Source organism: Fundidesulfovibrio sp. YSD1, assembly GCF_055397115.1.
Genome location: NZ_AP043666.1, coordinates 2,495,452 through 2,510,521, shown reverse-complemented (window position 1 = coordinate 2,510,521; position 15,070 = coordinate 2,495,452). Strand labels below are relative to the sequence as shown.

Here is a 15,070-nt window from a genome sequence, read left to right as displayed (position 1 = left end):
CGCTCCTCAGTCGCCCTGCTCGATTTCCTGGAGCGCGGCCGGCTTGGGCTGGCCCTTCGCGTTGGGGGCGGGCCCGAAGAGGTAGTCGAACACCGCCTTGACCATGGGCGCGGCGGTCTCGCCGCCGTGGCCGCCGTGTTCCACCATGCAGACCACCACGTAGCTCTTGCCGTCCTTCTGGCCCCAGGCCGTGAGCCAGGCGTGGTCGCGATGCTTGTAGGCCATCTCGTGGGTCTTCTGGCGGATGTCCGCGTTCTGGAGCCTGACCACCTGGGCCGTGCCCGTCTTGCCGCCGATCACGGCGTCCGGGCGCTTCAGGCGCTGGGCCGTTCCCGCCTGGACCGTGTCCACCATGGATTTCAGGATGAACTCGCGGTCCTTGTCCGAGAGGTTGAGCCTGGACTGGACCTCCACCGGGTCGTCCAGGACCAGGCTCGGGCGGATGACCTTGCCGCCGTTGAGCATGGCCCCGATGAACTTGGCCAGCTGCAATGGGGAGACCTGCACGTAGCCCTGGCCGATGGAGGCGTTCAGCGTCTCGCCCCGGGTCCAGTTGGCGCCGTAGCGGCGCTTCTTCCACTCGGTGGAGGGGATGAGCCCGGAGCGCTCGTGGGGCAGGTCCACGCCCGTGGGCTGGCCGAACCCGGCCTGGAGCGCGTAGCGGTTGATGCGGTCGATGCCCATCTTCTCGCCCAACTGGTAGAAGTAGACGTCGCAGGAGTGGATGAGCGCCGCGCGCATGTCCACGCTGCCGTGCCCGCCCTTCTTCCAGCAGTGGAAGTCGTGGTCGCCCACGCGGTAGGAGCCGGAGCAGAACGCGGTGTCCGAGGTCTTCACGATGCCCTCGGACAGCGCGGCCGCGGCCATGAGGATCTTGAAGGTCGAGCCCGGCGGGTAGACCGACTGCGCCACCCGGTTCTGGATGGGGTGCATGGGGTCGTCGCGCAGCTCCTTCCACTTCTTGGCCGGGATGCCCAGCACGAAGAGGTTGTTGTCGTAGGAGGGCTGGCTGACCAGGGCCACCACCTTGCCCGTCTCGGGCTCGAGCACCACCACGGCCCCGGCCTGTCCTTCCAGTTGCTTGGCCACGTACTTCTGGAGTTCGAGGTCAAGCGAGAGCTTCAGGTTGGCCCCGGCGCGGGGTTCGAGCAGCACCTGCTGGTCGTGCTCGCGTCCGTAGGCGTCCACCTCGATCTGCTTGAGGCCCTTCTCGCCGCGCAGACGCTGCTCCAGGGTGTACTCCAGGCCCTGCTTGCCCACGTGGTCGCCCAGGGCCAGGCGGGAATCCTTCTCCAGCTCCTCCTCGTTGGCCTCGGCCACGTAGCCCAGGGCGTGGGCGGCCGCGATGCCGTCGGGGTAGTAGCGCTTGTGGCGGATGAGGATCTCGAGCCCGGGCCAGGACACGGCGTTGGCCTCGATCTTGGCCAGGAGCTCGTAGGAGAGGTTGGAGATGAGCACCAGGGGCTCGAAGGGCTTGGAGCGCTTCTTGCCCCGGATGTAGGTGTCGAGCAGGACCTGGTAGTCGATGCCGGTCCACTCCGAGACCTTGCGCAGGGTGGCCTGGATGTCCTCGCAGTCCTCGCGGATCAGCCCCAGGGCGAAGGAGGGCTCGTTCACGGCCAGGGGCCTGCCCGCTCGGTCCAGGATCATGCCCCGGGCCGCGATGATGGAGGCCTGGCGCATCTGGTTCTCGCGGGCCTGGTCCGCGAACTGCTCGCCCTTGTGGATCTGGAGGTACCACAGGCGCACGGTGAACAGGCAGAAGAGCCCGAGCGTCAGGCACTGCAGGAGGATCAACCCTCCGCGCGGCTGCTGTTGCCCGGTTTCGGGCTCATACGTCTTGGGCATTTTGCGGCAGGTGGTTGTAGATCACGTAGACGAGCCCCCACTCCAACGGAAAGACCACGGCCTGCACCAGCGACTCGAGCAGCACGCGCCCGGGCGACACAAGCCAATCCTGCAGGTGGGTCATGACATTCATCAGCCCGAAATGCAAAACCCCGAGGCAGCCGCCCAGGATGACCATGAACACGAAGTTGCGGGCCTCGAAGAGCCAGTGGCCGAAGAAGAACAGCGCGGCCAGCACCCCGTACCAGAGCACGGCCGTGCCGAAGGCCAGCGAGCCCGTGCCCTCCTGGATGAGCAGCCACAGAAGCCCCAGGAACACGGTGGTCCTGGCCTTCTCCTCCTGCAGGCAGAGGATGAGCCCGGGCGCGAGGAAGTCAACCCCGGGCATGAAGCTCTGGAGCCAGACCCCGGACAGGGTGAACACGCCCCAGAACGCGGCCTTGCGGGCGTTCACTGCCCCTCTCCCCGCTTCTTCTTCTGCTGCTGGGACTCGGCGGGCCTGGCCTCGGGGGGCTCGTTGCGCGTGCGCTTCTTCACCTCGCCCTTCTTCTCGGCGGTGCCCTTGGGCCGCTTGGTGGAAGTGTCGGGCAGGGGCTCCTCGGCCTGGGCCTCGGGCTCCGGCGGCGGGACCTTCCTGAGCAGCGCCACCTCTTCCATGCGCTTGACGTCGTAGAGGGGCAGGCCCGTGACATTCAGGAAGAGCGAGGCGCCCTCGCGGGTCACGCCCGTGACCTTGGCGATGGGCAGCCCTTCGGGGAAGATGCCCTCGAGCCCGGTGGTCACCAGGGTCTCGCCCGCCTCCACCGGCGCGGACAGCGACACGTACTGCAGCGACAGCGGCAGGCCCGGTCCGCGCCCGACCAGGATGCCCTGGGTGCGGGACTTCTGCGAGACCACGGGGATCTTGCTGTTGGGGTCGGTGATCATGATCACGGTGGCCGCGTTCATGGAGTTCCTGAGCACGCGCCCGACCACGCCCTCGGGGGAGACCACGGGGGTGTTCACGTCCACGCCGTGGCGGCTGCCCTTGTTGATGACGAAGGTCTCCAGGGCGGCGTTGGGGCCAAGGCGGTGGGCGATGACCAGCGCACCCTCGCGGGTCCACTGGGGCGGGGGCTGGATGAGCAGCAGGTCGGTCAGGCGCTTGGCCAGCGAGGCCTGCTCCCTGGCCGTGACCAACTCCTCGTTGGCCCTGGCCAGATCCTCGCGCAGGGTCTCGTTCTCCTGGCGCAGGCCCACGAAATAGATGTAGCGGTCCCAGAAAGAGGATAAACGAGTCCATGCCCACCTGCCGGGCGTGAGCACCCAGCGGGTGAGTTCCAGGCCCGTATGGCTGGCCAGGTTATCGACGTATCCGGTGCGGATGTTCCAGGTGAACAAGCCCAGATAGACGAACAGGACCACCAGCAGACCCAGTGCGATGCGCTGGGGCGTGGGCTTAATCGATCGTTACCTCTTTCAAGACGTCCAGATTGTCCAGCGCTTTGCCCGATCCGAGCACGACCGCCGAGAGCGGGTCGTCCACGATGACGATGGGCAGGCTGGTCTCCTCGCGCAGAAGCTGGTCGAGCCCCCGCAGAAGAGCGCCGCCGCCGGTGAGCACGATGCCGCGGTCCACGATGTCCGCGGCCAGTTCGGGCGGGGTCTGTTCCAGGGCGATGCGCACGGCCTGGACGATGGACTCCACCTGCTCGCTGATGGCCTTCTCGACCTCCTCGGCGGTGATGATGATGTTCTGCGGGATGCCCGTGACCAGGTCGCGGCCCTTGACCTCCATCTCACCCTGGCTGGTGGAGTGGTGCGCGCTGGCGATCTGGATCTTGATCTGCTCGGCCGTGGATTCGCCGATCAGCATGTTGTACTTGCGCTTGACGTACTGCATGATGGCTTCGTCCATCTTGTCGCCGCCCACGCGCACGCTCTTGGAGTAGACGATGCCGGAGAGCGAGATGACCGCCACTTCCGTGGTGCCGCCTCCGATGTCCACCACCATGTTGGAGGTGGGCTCGGTGATGGGCAGGTTGGCGCCGATGGCCGCGGCCATGGGCTCCTCGATCAGGTAGACCTCGCGCGCCCCGGCGGATTGGGCGGACTCCTTCACGGCGCGCTTCTCCACCTGGGTGATGCCCGTGGGCACGCAGATGATGATGCGCGGGCGCACGAGCCTGCGGGAGTTGTGCACCTTGGAGATGAAATGGCGGAGCATGGCCTCGGTGACCTCGAAGTCGGCGATGACGCCGTCCTTCATGGGCCTGATGGCCACGATGTTGCCGGGCGTGCGCCCGAGCATCTTCTTGGCCTCGGCCCCCACGGCCAGGACCTTGTTGACGCCCCTGGCGTCCTTCTTCACGGCCACCACCGAGGGCTCGGAGAGCACGATGCCCTTGCCCTTGACGTAGACGAGGGTGTTGGCCGTGCCCAGGTCGATGGCCAGGTCGTTGGAGAAAAAGCCCAATGCGGAATCCAAAAGTCTGGACATGGTCCCTTCCTTGGCTCACTTAGGGAGCCTCGCGTATTTCAGGGGCGTGTCGCGCCCGTAAAAATGCCCGGGATTGCCGACAAAAAAAGGCGGGCCGCACGCGGCCGGCCTGGAGTCGGCAGGACGGAAGCCTTGCCAGGCCCCGCCGTTCGAGGCTTGGTGTTGCGCCATCCCTTGCCCGATGTCAACGGTATTTTGCTATGATGAACCACGTTTCACGCACCCGCCCGGAAGCCCCGCGCCACAACGCCGTTTCGGCCCGCTGGCGCGCGCTTTTCGGCAGGAAGGCGCGCAAGGTCCCGCTGGACGCGGGCTTCTCCTGCCCCAACCGCGACGGGACCATCGCCACGGGCGGCTGCTCCTTCTGCAACGCCAAGGGCTCGGGCACGGGCCTGGCCGCCTCCATGGGGCTCACCGCCCAGTGGAGCTTTTGGCGCGGCAAGCTCACGGCCAGGTGGGGCGAGGTGGCCCTGGTGGGCTATCTTCAGGCTTTCTCCAACACCCACGGCCCGGCGGAAAAGCTCCAGGCCGCGCTTCGCGAACTGGCCCTCCTTCCCGACCTGGCGGGGCTTTGCATCGGCACCCGGCCCGACTGCCTGGACGAAGAAAAGCTCGACCTCCTGGCGCGCTTCCCCGTGGGGGAGCTCTGGCTGGAGCTCGGCCTGCAATCCTCCAACCCGGTGGCGCTCGCGCGCTGCGCGCGCGGCCACGGCCCCGGAGAGTTCGCCCGGGCCGCCCACGAGGCCGCGTCCAGGGGCGTGAAGGTCCTGGCCCACGTCATGGCCGGGCTGCCCGGCGACACCCCGGCGGACTGGGACGCCACCGTGGGTTTCGTCAACGCCCTGCCCGTGGCCGGGATCAAGTTCCACAACCTCTACGTGGCGCGCGGCACCGCCCTCGAGCGCGAGTACCTGGCGGGCGGGCTTGCGCCCCCGGCCCTCAAGGATTACGCCAATTGGGTGGCCCGGTCCGTGGCCAGGCTCAGGCCCGAGGTGGTCGTCCACCGCCTGAGCGCCGACCCGGCCCTGGGCGAGCTCGTGGCCCCGGCCTGGGCCGGGAACAAACGCCTCGTGCACAACGCGGTCCTGGACGAGATGCGCCGCCTGGACGTGCGCCAGGGCATGGGCCTCTCGAGGACGGCGCAAGCCTCGCGGAGTGACGCATGAACCGTTTTTATCGCCGTCCCCCGGCCCTGGCCGCGCTCCTGGCCCTGGCCCTCGTGGCCGCCACCTGCGCCCAGACCCCGGCCCAGAGCCGCCAGGGACCGCCGGACAACGCCTTCTCCATCGACATCCCGGCGGAATGGGTGCCCATCCCGGCCCTGGAGCTCTACCTTTTCGAGCACCCAGGCCAGTCCGGCCCCGTCACGCCCGAGGAGATGGCGCGCTTCAGGAACACGCGCCTGGGCTTCCAGGCCCCGTCCGAGAAGTGGTTCACCCTGCCCTACATCATCGTCACCCTGGAATCGGGGCGCAAGCGCACGCCACAGGACCTCTTCATGGAGAGCGTCATGGCCGAGAAGGATTCCGAGGCCCAGGCCAGCGGAAACGGCCACCGCTTCCGGGAGAAGGACCACCAGCCGCTCCGGCGCATGACCTATTATAAGGATGTGGGCTACAGCGCGGCCCAGGGCCGCAACGTGGCCATGGGCGTCTACACCTACCTGACCAGCCAGGGTTTCCTGCGCGTGTCCTGGTACGCGGGCGAGAAGGAGTTGCGCTACTGGGAAAAGGCCCTGCACGCGGCGGCCATGAGCGTCGCGCTCTCGCCGCGCCTGGAGTACAAGCCCGAGGGCGCGAAATGAGCGGGCGCGAGGTCGTGGTGGGCGGCCCCCTGGCCCTGGAGCTCCACTGGGACGGCGGGGAGCTTGCGAACATGCACCTGCGCTGGCGCGCCCAAGGCGAGGAGGCCGACGCCGCGAGCGACTTCGGGCAGGCCATGGCCGAAGCTCTTGCCCGCTACGTGGCCGGGGAGGAGGCCCGCTGGCCTAAGATCCCGGCGGACATGGGCTGTCTGCCGCCGTTTACGCGCCGCGTGCTCGAAGAGCTTCGCCGCGTGCCCGCCGGGCAGGCCTTGAGCTACGGCGAATTGGCCGCACGCAGCGGCAGGCCGGGCGCGGCCAGGGCCGTGGGCCAGGTGATGGCCGCGAACCCCTGGCCCCTGGTGGTGCCCTGCCACAGGGTGCTCGCCTCCGGGGGCAGGATCGGCGGGTTCGGCCCGGGGCCGGAGATGAAGCGCTGGCTCCTGGAACTCGAGGGCTTCACCCCGCGCGGCTGACGCCCAGACTTTTTCGAATTGCCCGGCGCGATCCGGGAAGATTTCCCCCAGGACTGCTGCTAGGCTCCTCCCATGACCGATCCGACCGACCCGGGAACCCTGCCCGCCCCGGCGGCCATGTGGGCCGCCGTCACGGGCCGCGACGCCGCGTTCGACGGCCGGTTCCTTTACGGCGTGGTGACCACGGGCGTGTTCTGCCGCCCCTCCTGCCCGGCCCGCAAGCCCCTGCGCGCGAACGTGCGCTTCTTCAAGAACGCGGCCGAGGCCGCCGCCAAAGGGTTCCGGCCCTGCCGCAAGTGCCGCCCGGACCTGCCGGAACACGATCCCGCGCACCAGGCCGTGGAGCAGGCGAAATCCGTCATCGCACGGGCCTTCGACGACCCCGAGGCCCTCGCTGCCGGGCTTCACGGCCTGGGGCTCACCCAGGCGCGGCTGGCCAAGGTGTTCTCGAACATCGAAGGCGTCACCCTGGCCAGGAGCGTGGACGCCCTGCGCCTGGCCAAGGCGCGCCGCCTGCTCGAGGAAACCGGCATGCCCGTGGCGCGCGTGGCTCTGGAATGCGGGTACGCGAGCCTCTCCAGCTTCTACCGGCGCTTCAGGCAAGACACCGGGGCCGCGCCGGGGCGCTTCAGGAAATTACGGGGAATTTAACAGATGAATGTCACGTTTCTCGACACGGCCATCGGCCGCCTGGGCATCGCCGAGCGCGGCGGGGCCGTCACGAACCTGTTCTTCGCCGCCGACGCCCTGCCGCCGGACGCCCGCGAGGGGCGAAGCGCGCTCCTGGACGAGGCCGCGCGCCAGGTGCGGGCCTACCTCGCCGGGGAACTGCGCGCGTTCGGCCTGCCCCTGGCCCCGGCGGGCACGCCCTTCATGCGCGCGGTCTGGGAGCTCCTCGTGACCATCCCCTACGGGAGCACGGCCAGCTACGGAGAAGTCGCGGCCCTGGCTGGCAACCCGCGCGCGGCGCGCGCCGTGGGGCTGGCCAACAACCGCAACCCCATCCCGCTCATGATCCCGTGCCACAGGGTGGTGGGGGCGAGGGGCGCGCTCACGGGCTTTCGCGGCGGGCTCGCCGCCAAGAAATACCTGCTGGAGCTGGAGCGCGGCAACGCCCCGGGGTGACACGGTCCCGTTACTGGAATGCCCCGCCCCCGGTTTTGCCTCCCGGGGAAAAAGATGCTAGGCGTGCCGCGTGAACATCGCCGATCTCGCCCTGCTGGTGATCTGGGGCTTCTTCTTCTTCCGGGGCTACTACCGGGGGCTGGTCAAGGAGGCCGCGTCCATCCTGGCCCTGATCCTCGGCTTCAAGCTGGCCGTGGCCTATTCGCCGCAGCTGGCCCCGCACCTGACGCCGCTGGTCTCCAACGAGGCCTTCGCCAGCCCGGCCGCCTTCATCCTGATCTTCGTGGGCGTGATGATCGCCTGCTCGCTGGCCGTGACCGGGCTCACGGCGCTCATGAAGCTCACGCTCATCGACTGGGCCAACAAGTTCTTCGGCGGGTTCTTCGGGCTGGCCAAGGGCGTGCTGATCACGGCCCTGGCCCTGTGGATCTGGACGGTGCTTTTGCCCAAGCCCGACTTCATGAACTCGTCGCGGCTCGTGCCCGTGCTCGAAAAGGTGAACGGCTACCTCTCGCAGTACATCCCCCCGGACTGGAACAAGAAGCTCAAGAGCCTGACCCCTCCCCCGGTGACGCCGCAGAAGAAGGTGGAGGAGCCCAAGCCACAGCCCCAGTCCAAGCCCAAGCCCGAGCAGAAGCCCGAGCCGAAGCCGCAACAGACCAAAGGATGATTCCATGACCGACCCCGCAGGCCAGTCCCTGGCCAAGCTGCGCCAGGTGGTCGCCACGCTCATCGGCCCCGACGGCTGCCCCTGGGACCGCAAGCAGACCCCGAAAACGCTCTGCGACTACGTGATCGAGGAGGCCTTCGAGCTGGTGGAGGCCATCCGCAAGGGCGACACGGACGAAGCCCGCGAGGAGCTGGGCGACGTCCTGTTCCTGCTCTGCTTCATCGGCGAGCTCTACGAGCGCAAGGGCGATTTCAGCCTGGCCCAGGCCGTGGACGCCATCACGGCCAAGATGATCCGCCGCCACCCCCACGTCTTCGAGGGGCTCGCGGTGGAGAACCAGGAGCAGCTGCTGAAAAACTGGGAGCGCATCAAGCGCCAGGAAAAGGACAACGCCGAGGGCGTGTTCGCCTCGCTGCCCAAGGGCTTGCCGCCGCTGCTCAAGGCCTACAGGCTGAACGCCAAGGCCGCGCGCCACCACTTCACCTGGGATTCCGACGAGGCCCAGGCCGGGCAGATGGCCTCGGAGTGGCGCGAATTGCAGGAGGCCCTGGCCTCGGGCGACCAGGACAAGGTGGAGGCCGAGTTCGGCGACTACCTGTTTTCCGTCGTGGAGTACGGCAGGCGGCTCGGCGTGAAGGCCAACGCCGCCCTGGAGCGCGCCAACGCGGCCTTCCTCTCGCGCTTCGAGAAGATGGAGGAGCTGGCCCGCGCCAGGGGGCTGGACACCGCGAAATTCGAACTTAAGGACTGGGACGGGCTCTGGAACGAGGTGAAAGCCGGGGAATGATCTCCCCCGGCCTCCACGCGGCGCGGGGCGGACATCACCTATTGGAGCTTCCCGCCCACGTTCACGCTCCAGTGCTCGGCCGGGATGGGCAGGCACATGGTCTTGCCCCCCACCTCGGCGCACATGATCAGTTCTCCGCCAGCCTCGCTCCAGTACATCCTCGAGGCGAAAAGCTTGACGATGTCGCCCAGCGGCAGGTCTCCGGCGCCGCCCGCGCCCAGGGCCCGGGCCAAGAGGGAACGCGCGGCCTTGCCCACGGCCGAGAGGGCCTCGCGGGAGATGGCCACGTCGCTGGTTTCTATCTCGTGGAGCTTGTTTCTGTCGGTCTTCTGGTTGGCGGCCAGGGCGTCCAGCAGGGTGTTGTTGTTCGAATGGGACATGGCGGCCTCCTTGTTTGGAATAATTCCTAGCAAGATGCGGGCCACCGGATCAAATACGCGTTGGAGGCGTCAATGAGGATCAACGACCTCAAATCCGGCAGGAAGATGTTCTTCGCCTGCCTTCTGGTTTTCGCGGCGCTGGTTTACTTCGGCAACCAGACCACCCCGCCGGTCACGCTCAAGGGGATCGTGGCGGGCGTGCTGGAGCAGGAGGGAATCACCCGGGCCGTGGCCATGGACGTGGACGGCGAGCGCTACGTGGTGCGCTACACTGCGGAATTCCTCTCCCTGCACGCGCCCCCGGCGCTCAAGAAGAACCAGGAGGTGGAGATCGCCGCCACCAAGTTCAAGGCCGTGAAGCAGGGCGTCACCTGCGAGTTCGTCTCCCTGGTCAAGGCCGGCCCCGTGCGCGAGGACCTAGCGCCAAAGGGGGACGAAGCGCTGCCCGTCGACGACCTCAAGTCCTCCCTTGGCTTCAAGGGTATGTAGGCAGAAACTTCCAGGCACCAGGCCCGCCTCCAGGCGCGCGGCGGGCCTCTCCTCGTAGCCTTCCCAGTCGAGCCGGACGATCTCCATCACGTTAAGCGCGCGGCCGTACCAGCCCGAAGAGTCCTGGGCCGGGCGCAAAAGCCTCTCCCCCACCCTGACCACCGGCCCTGCCGGGCGCGCGCGGCGCACGTCCGAGACCACGGGGTTCAGCGGGTGCGCCTCGTAGGGCCCGAAGCGGTCCCTCGAACGGTACAGGTGCAGTTCGTCCCAGGAGGAGCCCCCCGGGGCGCGCACGCTGGCGAAGAGCCACCACCAGCCCTCGTGTTCGAGGAAGGTGGCGTCCGTGGCCGGGACGCCCTCCAGGAGCACCCGGTCCAGCACCCAGCCGCCCGGGAAATCCTCGGCGCGGTAGAGCCGGACCTGCCCGGCCCCGGCCGTCTCCGGCACCATCCAGACCTGGCCCCCGTGCTCGAAAACGTTTGGGTAGGAGAGGTGGAACGGCTCGGCCAGCACGCGCCGTACCGGGCCGAACCCGCCGCCGGGCAGGGCCTCCATCACGGAGAGCACGCCGTTTTTTCGCCCGGGGATCTCCTCGATGAAGAGCCACGCGCGCCCGTCGCGCTCGAAAAGGAACGGATCGGCCCAGCCCGTGCCCTTGGGGGGCAGAAGCGGCGCGAAGGGCTCGCTCTCGAAGCCGGGGCGCGTGGGGTCGCCGTTTCCGGGGCGCAGGCCGAGGTACCACTGGCGGCGGTGGAAGATGTCCAGCCAGGCGCGCTCGAGCCCGAACCCGGCCAGTCCCGCGGCGAAGCGCGCCAGGAAGGCAGCGTCCGGCTCGAAAGGGGCGAGCGGTTCGGCCTCGGGCAAGGACTCCCAGAAGGCCTCGCCCTGGATGTCCAGCCGGGCAAGCGCGCGGGCGGGCATGAGCGCGGCCTTGCAGAGGTGCGCCCCGGCCCAGCCCAGCGGAAAAGGCCCGCGCAGGCAGGTGAAGGTGGATGCGGCCACGCGCGCACCGAGGCCTTGCCTGCGCCAGAGCATCCGGCCCTCCACGGCCCCGTCCGAGAAGCGCGACGGGTGCACGGGCTCGAACTCGAAGGCGCCCAGGGGCAGCTTTTCGAGAAGGCCGGGCCAGGCCGCCGCGCCGGGGGGCAGCACCAGGATTTCGGGCGAGGCCGCGTCGATGCTCTGCCCGAAAAGCCCGTCCGCCTTGGCGAAGGGGTCGGCCTTGGGGCGCGAAAGCGCGCGCTCGACGTTCAGAAGCGCCCGCCAGGGCATGGGCAGAAGCGGCGGGGCCGCCTCCCGCCAGGCCACGCCGACGCCCCTGCCGCCAAGGGCCTCGAGGGCCATGGAGTGCCACCTCTTCGCCGCCCCCGCGGGCAGGGCCACACCGACTCGCCGGACAAAGCTGGTCACATGCCACCTCCGGCTCGGGAGCTACCGCCAAGGCGCGGGAGTTGTCAAAACATCCCCCATCGGGTAAGACGCCCCGACTTCGGCCGCCAAGCCACGCCTCTAATCCGCAATATCGCAGGACAGCATGGTTTTCAGCTCAGCTTCCTTCCTATTTTATTTCCTGCCCTTGGTGCTGCTGCTCTATTTCGCCGCAGCTCCCACCATCGGGCTGCGCAACCTCGTCCTTCTCCTCGCCAGCATCATCTTTTACGCCTGGGGCGAGGGCGTCTACACCATCGTGATGATCATCTCGATCATCGCCAACTATTTCTTCGGGCTCTGGGTGCACCGGGCGCACGAGCACAGCTCGGCCAAGGTGCAGATAGGGCTGGCCATCGCGTTCAACATAACGCTCCTGGTCCTCTTCAAGTACACCAACTTCATCGTCGACAACCTGAACCACTACGCGGCCGCGCCTCTGGGCCTTCCGCCCATCGAGATCGGCAAGATCCACCTGCCCATCGGCGTGTCCTTCTTCACCTTCCACTGCATCTCCTACCTGATGGACATCTACCGCAAGCAGACGCCGCCCAACGGGTCGCTGCCGCAGCTTGCGCTCTACATCTCGCTCTTCCCGCAGCTGGTGGCCGGGCCGATCATCCGCTACAAGGACATCGCCGAGCAGCTCACCCGGCGCACCGTGAACGTGGAGCGCTTCGCCCACGGCGTGAACCGCTTCGTGGCGGGCCTGGGCAAGAAGGTGCTCATCGCCAACGTGGTGGCCCTGCCCGCGGACAAGATCTTCGGCATCCCGCCCGAGCAGCTCACCGCGCCCGTGGCCTGGCTGGGCGTGATCTGCTACACGCTGCAAATCTACTTCGACTTCTCCGGCTACTCGGACATGGCGATCGGCCTGGCGCACATGTTCGGGTTCAAGTTCATGGAGAACTTCAACTACCCCTACATCTCCCGCAGCGTCCGCGAGTTCTGGCGGCGCTGGCACATTTCGCTCTCCACCTGGTACCGCGACTACCTCTACATCCCCCTGGGCGGCAACCGCTGCTCCAACGCCCGCGTGACCTTCAACCTGGTCCTGGTGTTCTTCCTGTGCGGCCTGTGGCACGGGGCGAGCTGGAGCTTCATCGTCTGGGGCCTGTACCACGGCGCGTTCCTGGGCTTCGAGCGCACCGGCTTCGGCAGGTGGCTGGACCACACCTGGCGGCCCATCAGCCACGTCTACGCCATCCTGGTGTTCATGGTGGGCTGGGTGTTCTTCCGCGCCGCGGACCTGACCCAGGCCACGGCCTTCTTAAAGGCCATGGCCGGGTTCGGCACGGGAACGGGCGCCGAGTGGCACGCGGGGGTGTTCATGAACCCCAAGGTCGCCCTGGTGATGGGCATCGCCGTGATCGGCGCCATGCCCGTGATCCCCTGGATCCGCGACTGGCGGCAGCGCAGGCTGGAGAAGCATCCCAGCATGGCCCTGGGGCCGGGCGTGGACTTCCTGGTGGGCACGGTGGCCACGCCGGTGATCCTCATCCTGGCCTGCATGTCCCTGGCCAGCGGCACCCACAACCCCTTCATCTATTTCCAGTTCTAGAGCATGGACAAGACGCCGTCGCGCACCCTGGGCCACCTGGCCGCGCTCGTGACCACGGCGGTCTTTATCGTCGCCATCTGCATCCCGGCCACGGCCAACCTGCTCAAGGTCAATCCCTACGTGCCCCTCCAGGAGGCCAAGCAGCCCCTGCCCGCGCTGAACCTGGACGTGGACAGCCTGGGCCAGGTGATCTACCAGCTCAGGCGCAACTGGCTGGACCGCAACTTCGGGCTGCGCAAGGTGCTGGTGCGCTGGCAGCACATCCTGGACGTGCGCCTGCTCAAGGCCTCCATGCCCACGGACCCGGTGCTGGCCGGAAAGGACGACTGGCTCTACCTGGCCCAGGAGAACCCCTTTTTAAACGTCATGGACGACTACCGGGTCGTCCGCCCGCTCACGCAGGCCGAGCTCGACGTCTGGGTGAAGGTGTTCACCGCCAGGAAGGACTGGCTGGCCGAGCGGGGCATCCGCTACATGGTGCTGGTGGCCCCGAACAAGGCGAACATCTACCCGGAGCACATCCCGGCGCGCTTCAACCGCGCCCATGAGACCACCAAGCTCGACCAGATGGTGCGCGCTCTCGGCGCGGCCGGGGTGGAGGTGGTGGACCTGCGCCCCGCGCTCACCCGGGCCAAGGCCCTGAGGCTCAGCTACTACCGCACCGACAGCCACTGGACGCCCTACGGGGCCTTCCAGGCCTACCGCCTGCTGGCCGAACGCCTGGGCCGCCATTTTCCGGGGCTCACGCCCCTTTCCCTCGACGATTTCGAAATCTCCGAGAAGCCCGGGCTTCTGGGCGGGCTGTGCTACATGATCGCCATGGGCGACTACTACCGCGAGAACATCGTGGTCATGGACCCCAAGTACCGGCGCACCTTCCAGGAAGTGACCGGTAGCGAGGCCCAGCTCAACCACTTCCAGCCCCTGGGCGTCTACGAGAACGAAAACAAGTCCCTGCCGCGCATCTTCTTCTTCCGCGACTCCTTCCTGCACGAGATGATCCCCTTCTTGGCCGAGCACTTCTCGCGCATGTACCTCCAGTGGCCCTTCCCCACCGACGCCAGGCGCGTGCGCGAGTTCGACACCAAGGCTATCGAGCGCGAAAAACCCGACATGGTGGTGGACCAGTTCGTGGAACGCTACTTCACCCAGGCCCCGCCGCCCGCGGCGCTGGCCGACCTCCCGGCGGGCAGATGACCACTCCCTTCGAACCGCCCCGCGCGCTTTTGCCCGAAGAGTTCGCCTGCCTGCCGCAGGCGCGCTTCGAAGGCGACATCATCGTGGCCGAGACCCCGGCCGAGGCCCTGGAGGCGCTCGCGCGCCTGGCGGGTGCAACGGTGCTCGGCTTCGACACCGAGACCCGCCCCACGTTCAAGCGCGGGGTCAGCTATTCGCCGTCCCTGGTGCAGTTCGCTGGCGAGGGGCTGGCTGTGCTTTTGCGCGCGGGGTCGTTTCCGGCCTGGGAGGCTGTCTCGGAGATCATCGGGGACGCTGGGGTGGTCAAGGCGGGGGTGGCCGTGCGCGACGACCTCACGGCGCTCGGCAAGATCGGCCCTGTGAAGCCCATGGGCTTCGAGGACGTGGGGGAATGGGCCAAGCGCTTCGGCTGGCCCGTGACCGGGCTGCGCAACCTGGCGGCCGGACTTCTGGGTATTCGGGTGTCGAAGAAGGCCAGGCTGACCAACTGGGAGGCCAAGAGCCTGACCCCGGCCCAGGTCAACTACGCTGCCACAGACGCCTGGGTCAGCCGGGAGCTCTACCTGGCCATGAAGAAGCTGGGGCCGAAGCCGCAAAAAAAGGATTCGCGTCCGCGCGCCTTGCCGGGTGACCGGCCCTGCCCCGATTGATTGTTACGGAGCCTTTCGCGCGCCTCGCGAATCCTGGTGGGCGCTCATCCGCCCGTTATGGGACTTGGGATTAACGATTGCTATCCTCCGTTGCCGTTGCGACGCCTGCCGAAGAACACCTTCAGCATTGATTCAACTCCTACTCCAGCCGTCAGCCAGAGCAAGAAAAAAAAGACGAA

The 15,070-nt window shown here is 67.8% G+C and carries 17 protein-coding genes; 11 read left to right on the top strand and 6 right to left on the bottom strand.

Annotated features, from left to right (window positions below; translation table 11 throughout):
* Positions 1 to 6: 6 nt before the first annotated feature.
* Genes mrdA through ACZ5V4_RS11745 form a run of 4 tightly spaced genes read right to left on the bottom strand, consistent with a single transcriptional unit; the run spans position 7 to position 4,327 of the window.
* Complete coding sequence (mrdA, locus tag ACZ5V4_RS11760) at positions 7 to 1,797, bottom strand: penicillin-binding protein 2 (RefSeq protein ID WP_464315048.1); 1,791 nt, start codon at positions 1,795 to 1,797, stop codon at positions 7 to 9.
* 34 nt (positions 1,798 to 1,831) lie between these two features.
* Positions 1,832 to 2,302, bottom strand: a complete 471-nt coding sequence (locus ACZ5V4_RS11755; protein WP_464315047.1) for a hypothetical protein — start codon at positions 2,300 to 2,302, stop codon at positions 1,832 to 1,834.
* Positions 2,299 to 3,252: a rod shape-determining protein MreC gene (gene mreC / locus ACZ5V4_RS11750; protein WP_464315046.1), complete on the bottom strand. Its 954-nt coding sequence runs from the start codon at positions 3,250 to 3,252 to the stop codon at positions 2,299 to 2,301. Before mreC ends, ACZ5V4_RS11755 begins: the two co-directional genes overlap by 4 nt.
* A 34-nt stretch (positions 3,253 to 3,286) precedes the next feature.
* Positions 3,287 to 4,327, bottom strand: coding sequence for a rod shape-determining protein (locus ACZ5V4_RS11745; protein WP_464315045.1), 1,041 nt, complete (start codon positions 4,325 to 4,327; stop codon positions 3,287 to 3,289).
* A 203-nt stretch (positions 4,328 to 4,530) separates the two neighbouring features.
* Between ACZ5V4_RS11745 and mnmL the strand changes: the two genes are divergently transcribed.
* The 7 genes from mnmL (at position 4,531) to mazG (ending at position 9,186) form a co-directional block, all read left to right on the top strand.
* On the top strand, positions 4,531 to 5,493 hold the full coding sequence (gene mnmL / locus ACZ5V4_RS11740; RefSeq protein WP_464315044.1) for a tRNA modification radical SAM protein MnmL/YtqA: 963 nt from the start codon (positions 4,531 to 4,533) through the stop codon (positions 5,491 to 5,493).
* Positions 5,490 to 6,131 (top strand): hypothetical protein, encoded by a 642-nt coding sequence (locus tag ACZ5V4_RS11735; protein WP_464315043.1) that lies wholly within the window; start codon positions 5,490 to 5,492, stop codon positions 6,129 to 6,131. Before mnmL ends, ACZ5V4_RS11735 begins: the two co-directional genes overlap by 4 nt.
* A complete protein-coding gene (locus tag ACZ5V4_RS11730) occupies positions 6,128 to 6,604 on the top strand; it encodes a methylated-DNA--[protein]-cysteine S-methyltransferase (RefSeq protein WP_464315042.1) in 477 nt (158 codons plus the stop codon). The genes ACZ5V4_RS11735 and ACZ5V4_RS11730 overlap by 4 nt, the downstream gene beginning before the upstream one ends.
* A 72-nt stretch (positions 6,605 to 6,676) precedes the next feature.
* Complete coding sequence (locus ACZ5V4_RS11725; RefSeq protein WP_464315041.1) at positions 6,677 to 7,255, top strand: Ada metal-binding domain-containing protein; 579 nt, start codon at positions 6,677 to 6,679, stop codon at positions 7,253 to 7,255.
* A 3-nt stretch (positions 7,256 to 7,258) separates the two neighbouring features.
* Positions 7,259 to 7,729, top strand: a complete 471-nt coding sequence (locus ACZ5V4_RS11720; RefSeq protein WP_464315040.1) for a methylated-DNA--[protein]-cysteine S-methyltransferase — start codon at positions 7,259 to 7,261, stop codon at positions 7,727 to 7,729.
* 70 nt (positions 7,730 to 7,799) lie between these two features.
* The gene (locus tag ACZ5V4_RS11715) at positions 7,800 to 8,399 is read left to right on the top strand and encodes a CvpA family protein (protein WP_464315039.1); all 600 of its coding nucleotides are present in this window, start codon (positions 7,800 to 7,802) and stop codon (positions 8,397 to 8,399) included.
* Positions 8,400 to 8,403: 4 nt separating this feature from the next.
* A complete protein-coding gene (gene mazG, locus ACZ5V4_RS11710; RefSeq protein WP_464315038.1) occupies positions 8,404 to 9,186 on the top strand; it encodes a nucleoside triphosphate pyrophosphohydrolase in 783 nt (260 codons plus the stop codon).
* 38 nt (positions 9,187 to 9,224) lie between these two features.
* On the opposite strand, the gene ACZ5V4_RS11705 is transcribed toward mazG, so the two are convergent.
* Positions 9,225 to 9,566: a hypothetical protein gene (locus tag ACZ5V4_RS11705; protein ID WP_464315037.1), complete on the bottom strand. Its 342-nt coding sequence runs from the start codon at positions 9,564 to 9,566 to the stop codon at positions 9,225 to 9,227.
* A 72-nt stretch (positions 9,567 to 9,638) separates the two neighbouring features.
* Here ACZ5V4_RS11705 and ACZ5V4_RS11700 point away from each other — a divergent pair, with 72 nt between their 5' ends.
* Positions 9,639 to 10,055, top strand: coding sequence for a hypothetical protein (locus ACZ5V4_RS11700; protein ID WP_464315036.1), 417 nt, complete (start codon positions 9,639 to 9,641; stop codon positions 10,053 to 10,055).
* Here ACZ5V4_RS11700 and ACZ5V4_RS11695 read toward each other — a convergent pair.
* Entirely contained in the window at positions 9,984 to 11,399 is a 1,416-nt protein-coding gene (locus tag ACZ5V4_RS11695) for a glucosamine inositolphosphorylceramide transferase family protein (RefSeq protein ID WP_464315035.1), read from the bottom strand. The genes ACZ5V4_RS11700 and ACZ5V4_RS11695 overlap by 72 nt on opposite strands.
* Positions 11,400 to 11,589: 190 nt before the next feature.
* Between ACZ5V4_RS11695 and ACZ5V4_RS11690 the strand changes: the two genes are divergently transcribed.
* Genes ACZ5V4_RS11690 through ACZ5V4_RS11680 form a run of 3 tightly spaced genes read left to right on the top strand, consistent with a single transcriptional unit; the run spans position 11,590 to position 14,891 of the window.
* Positions 11,590 to 13,044 carry an MBOAT family O-acyltransferase gene (locus ACZ5V4_RS11690; RefSeq protein ID WP_464315034.1) on the top strand — a complete coding sequence of 485 codons (1,455 nt, stop codon included), beginning with the start codon at positions 11,590 to 11,592 and terminating at the stop codon, positions 13,042 to 13,044.
* 3 nt (positions 13,045 to 13,047) lie between these two features.
* A complete protein-coding gene (locus ACZ5V4_RS11685; RefSeq protein ID WP_464315033.1) occupies positions 13,048 to 14,241 on the top strand; it encodes an alginate O-acetyltransferase AlgX-related protein in 1,194 nt (397 codons plus the stop codon).
* Positions 14,238 to 14,891, top strand: coding sequence for a 3'-5' exonuclease (locus ACZ5V4_RS11680; protein ID WP_464315032.1), 654 nt, complete (start codon positions 14,238 to 14,240; stop codon positions 14,889 to 14,891). The genes ACZ5V4_RS11685 and ACZ5V4_RS11680 overlap by 4 nt, the downstream gene beginning before the upstream one ends.
* Positions 14,892 to 15,070: the final 179 nt, after the last annotated feature.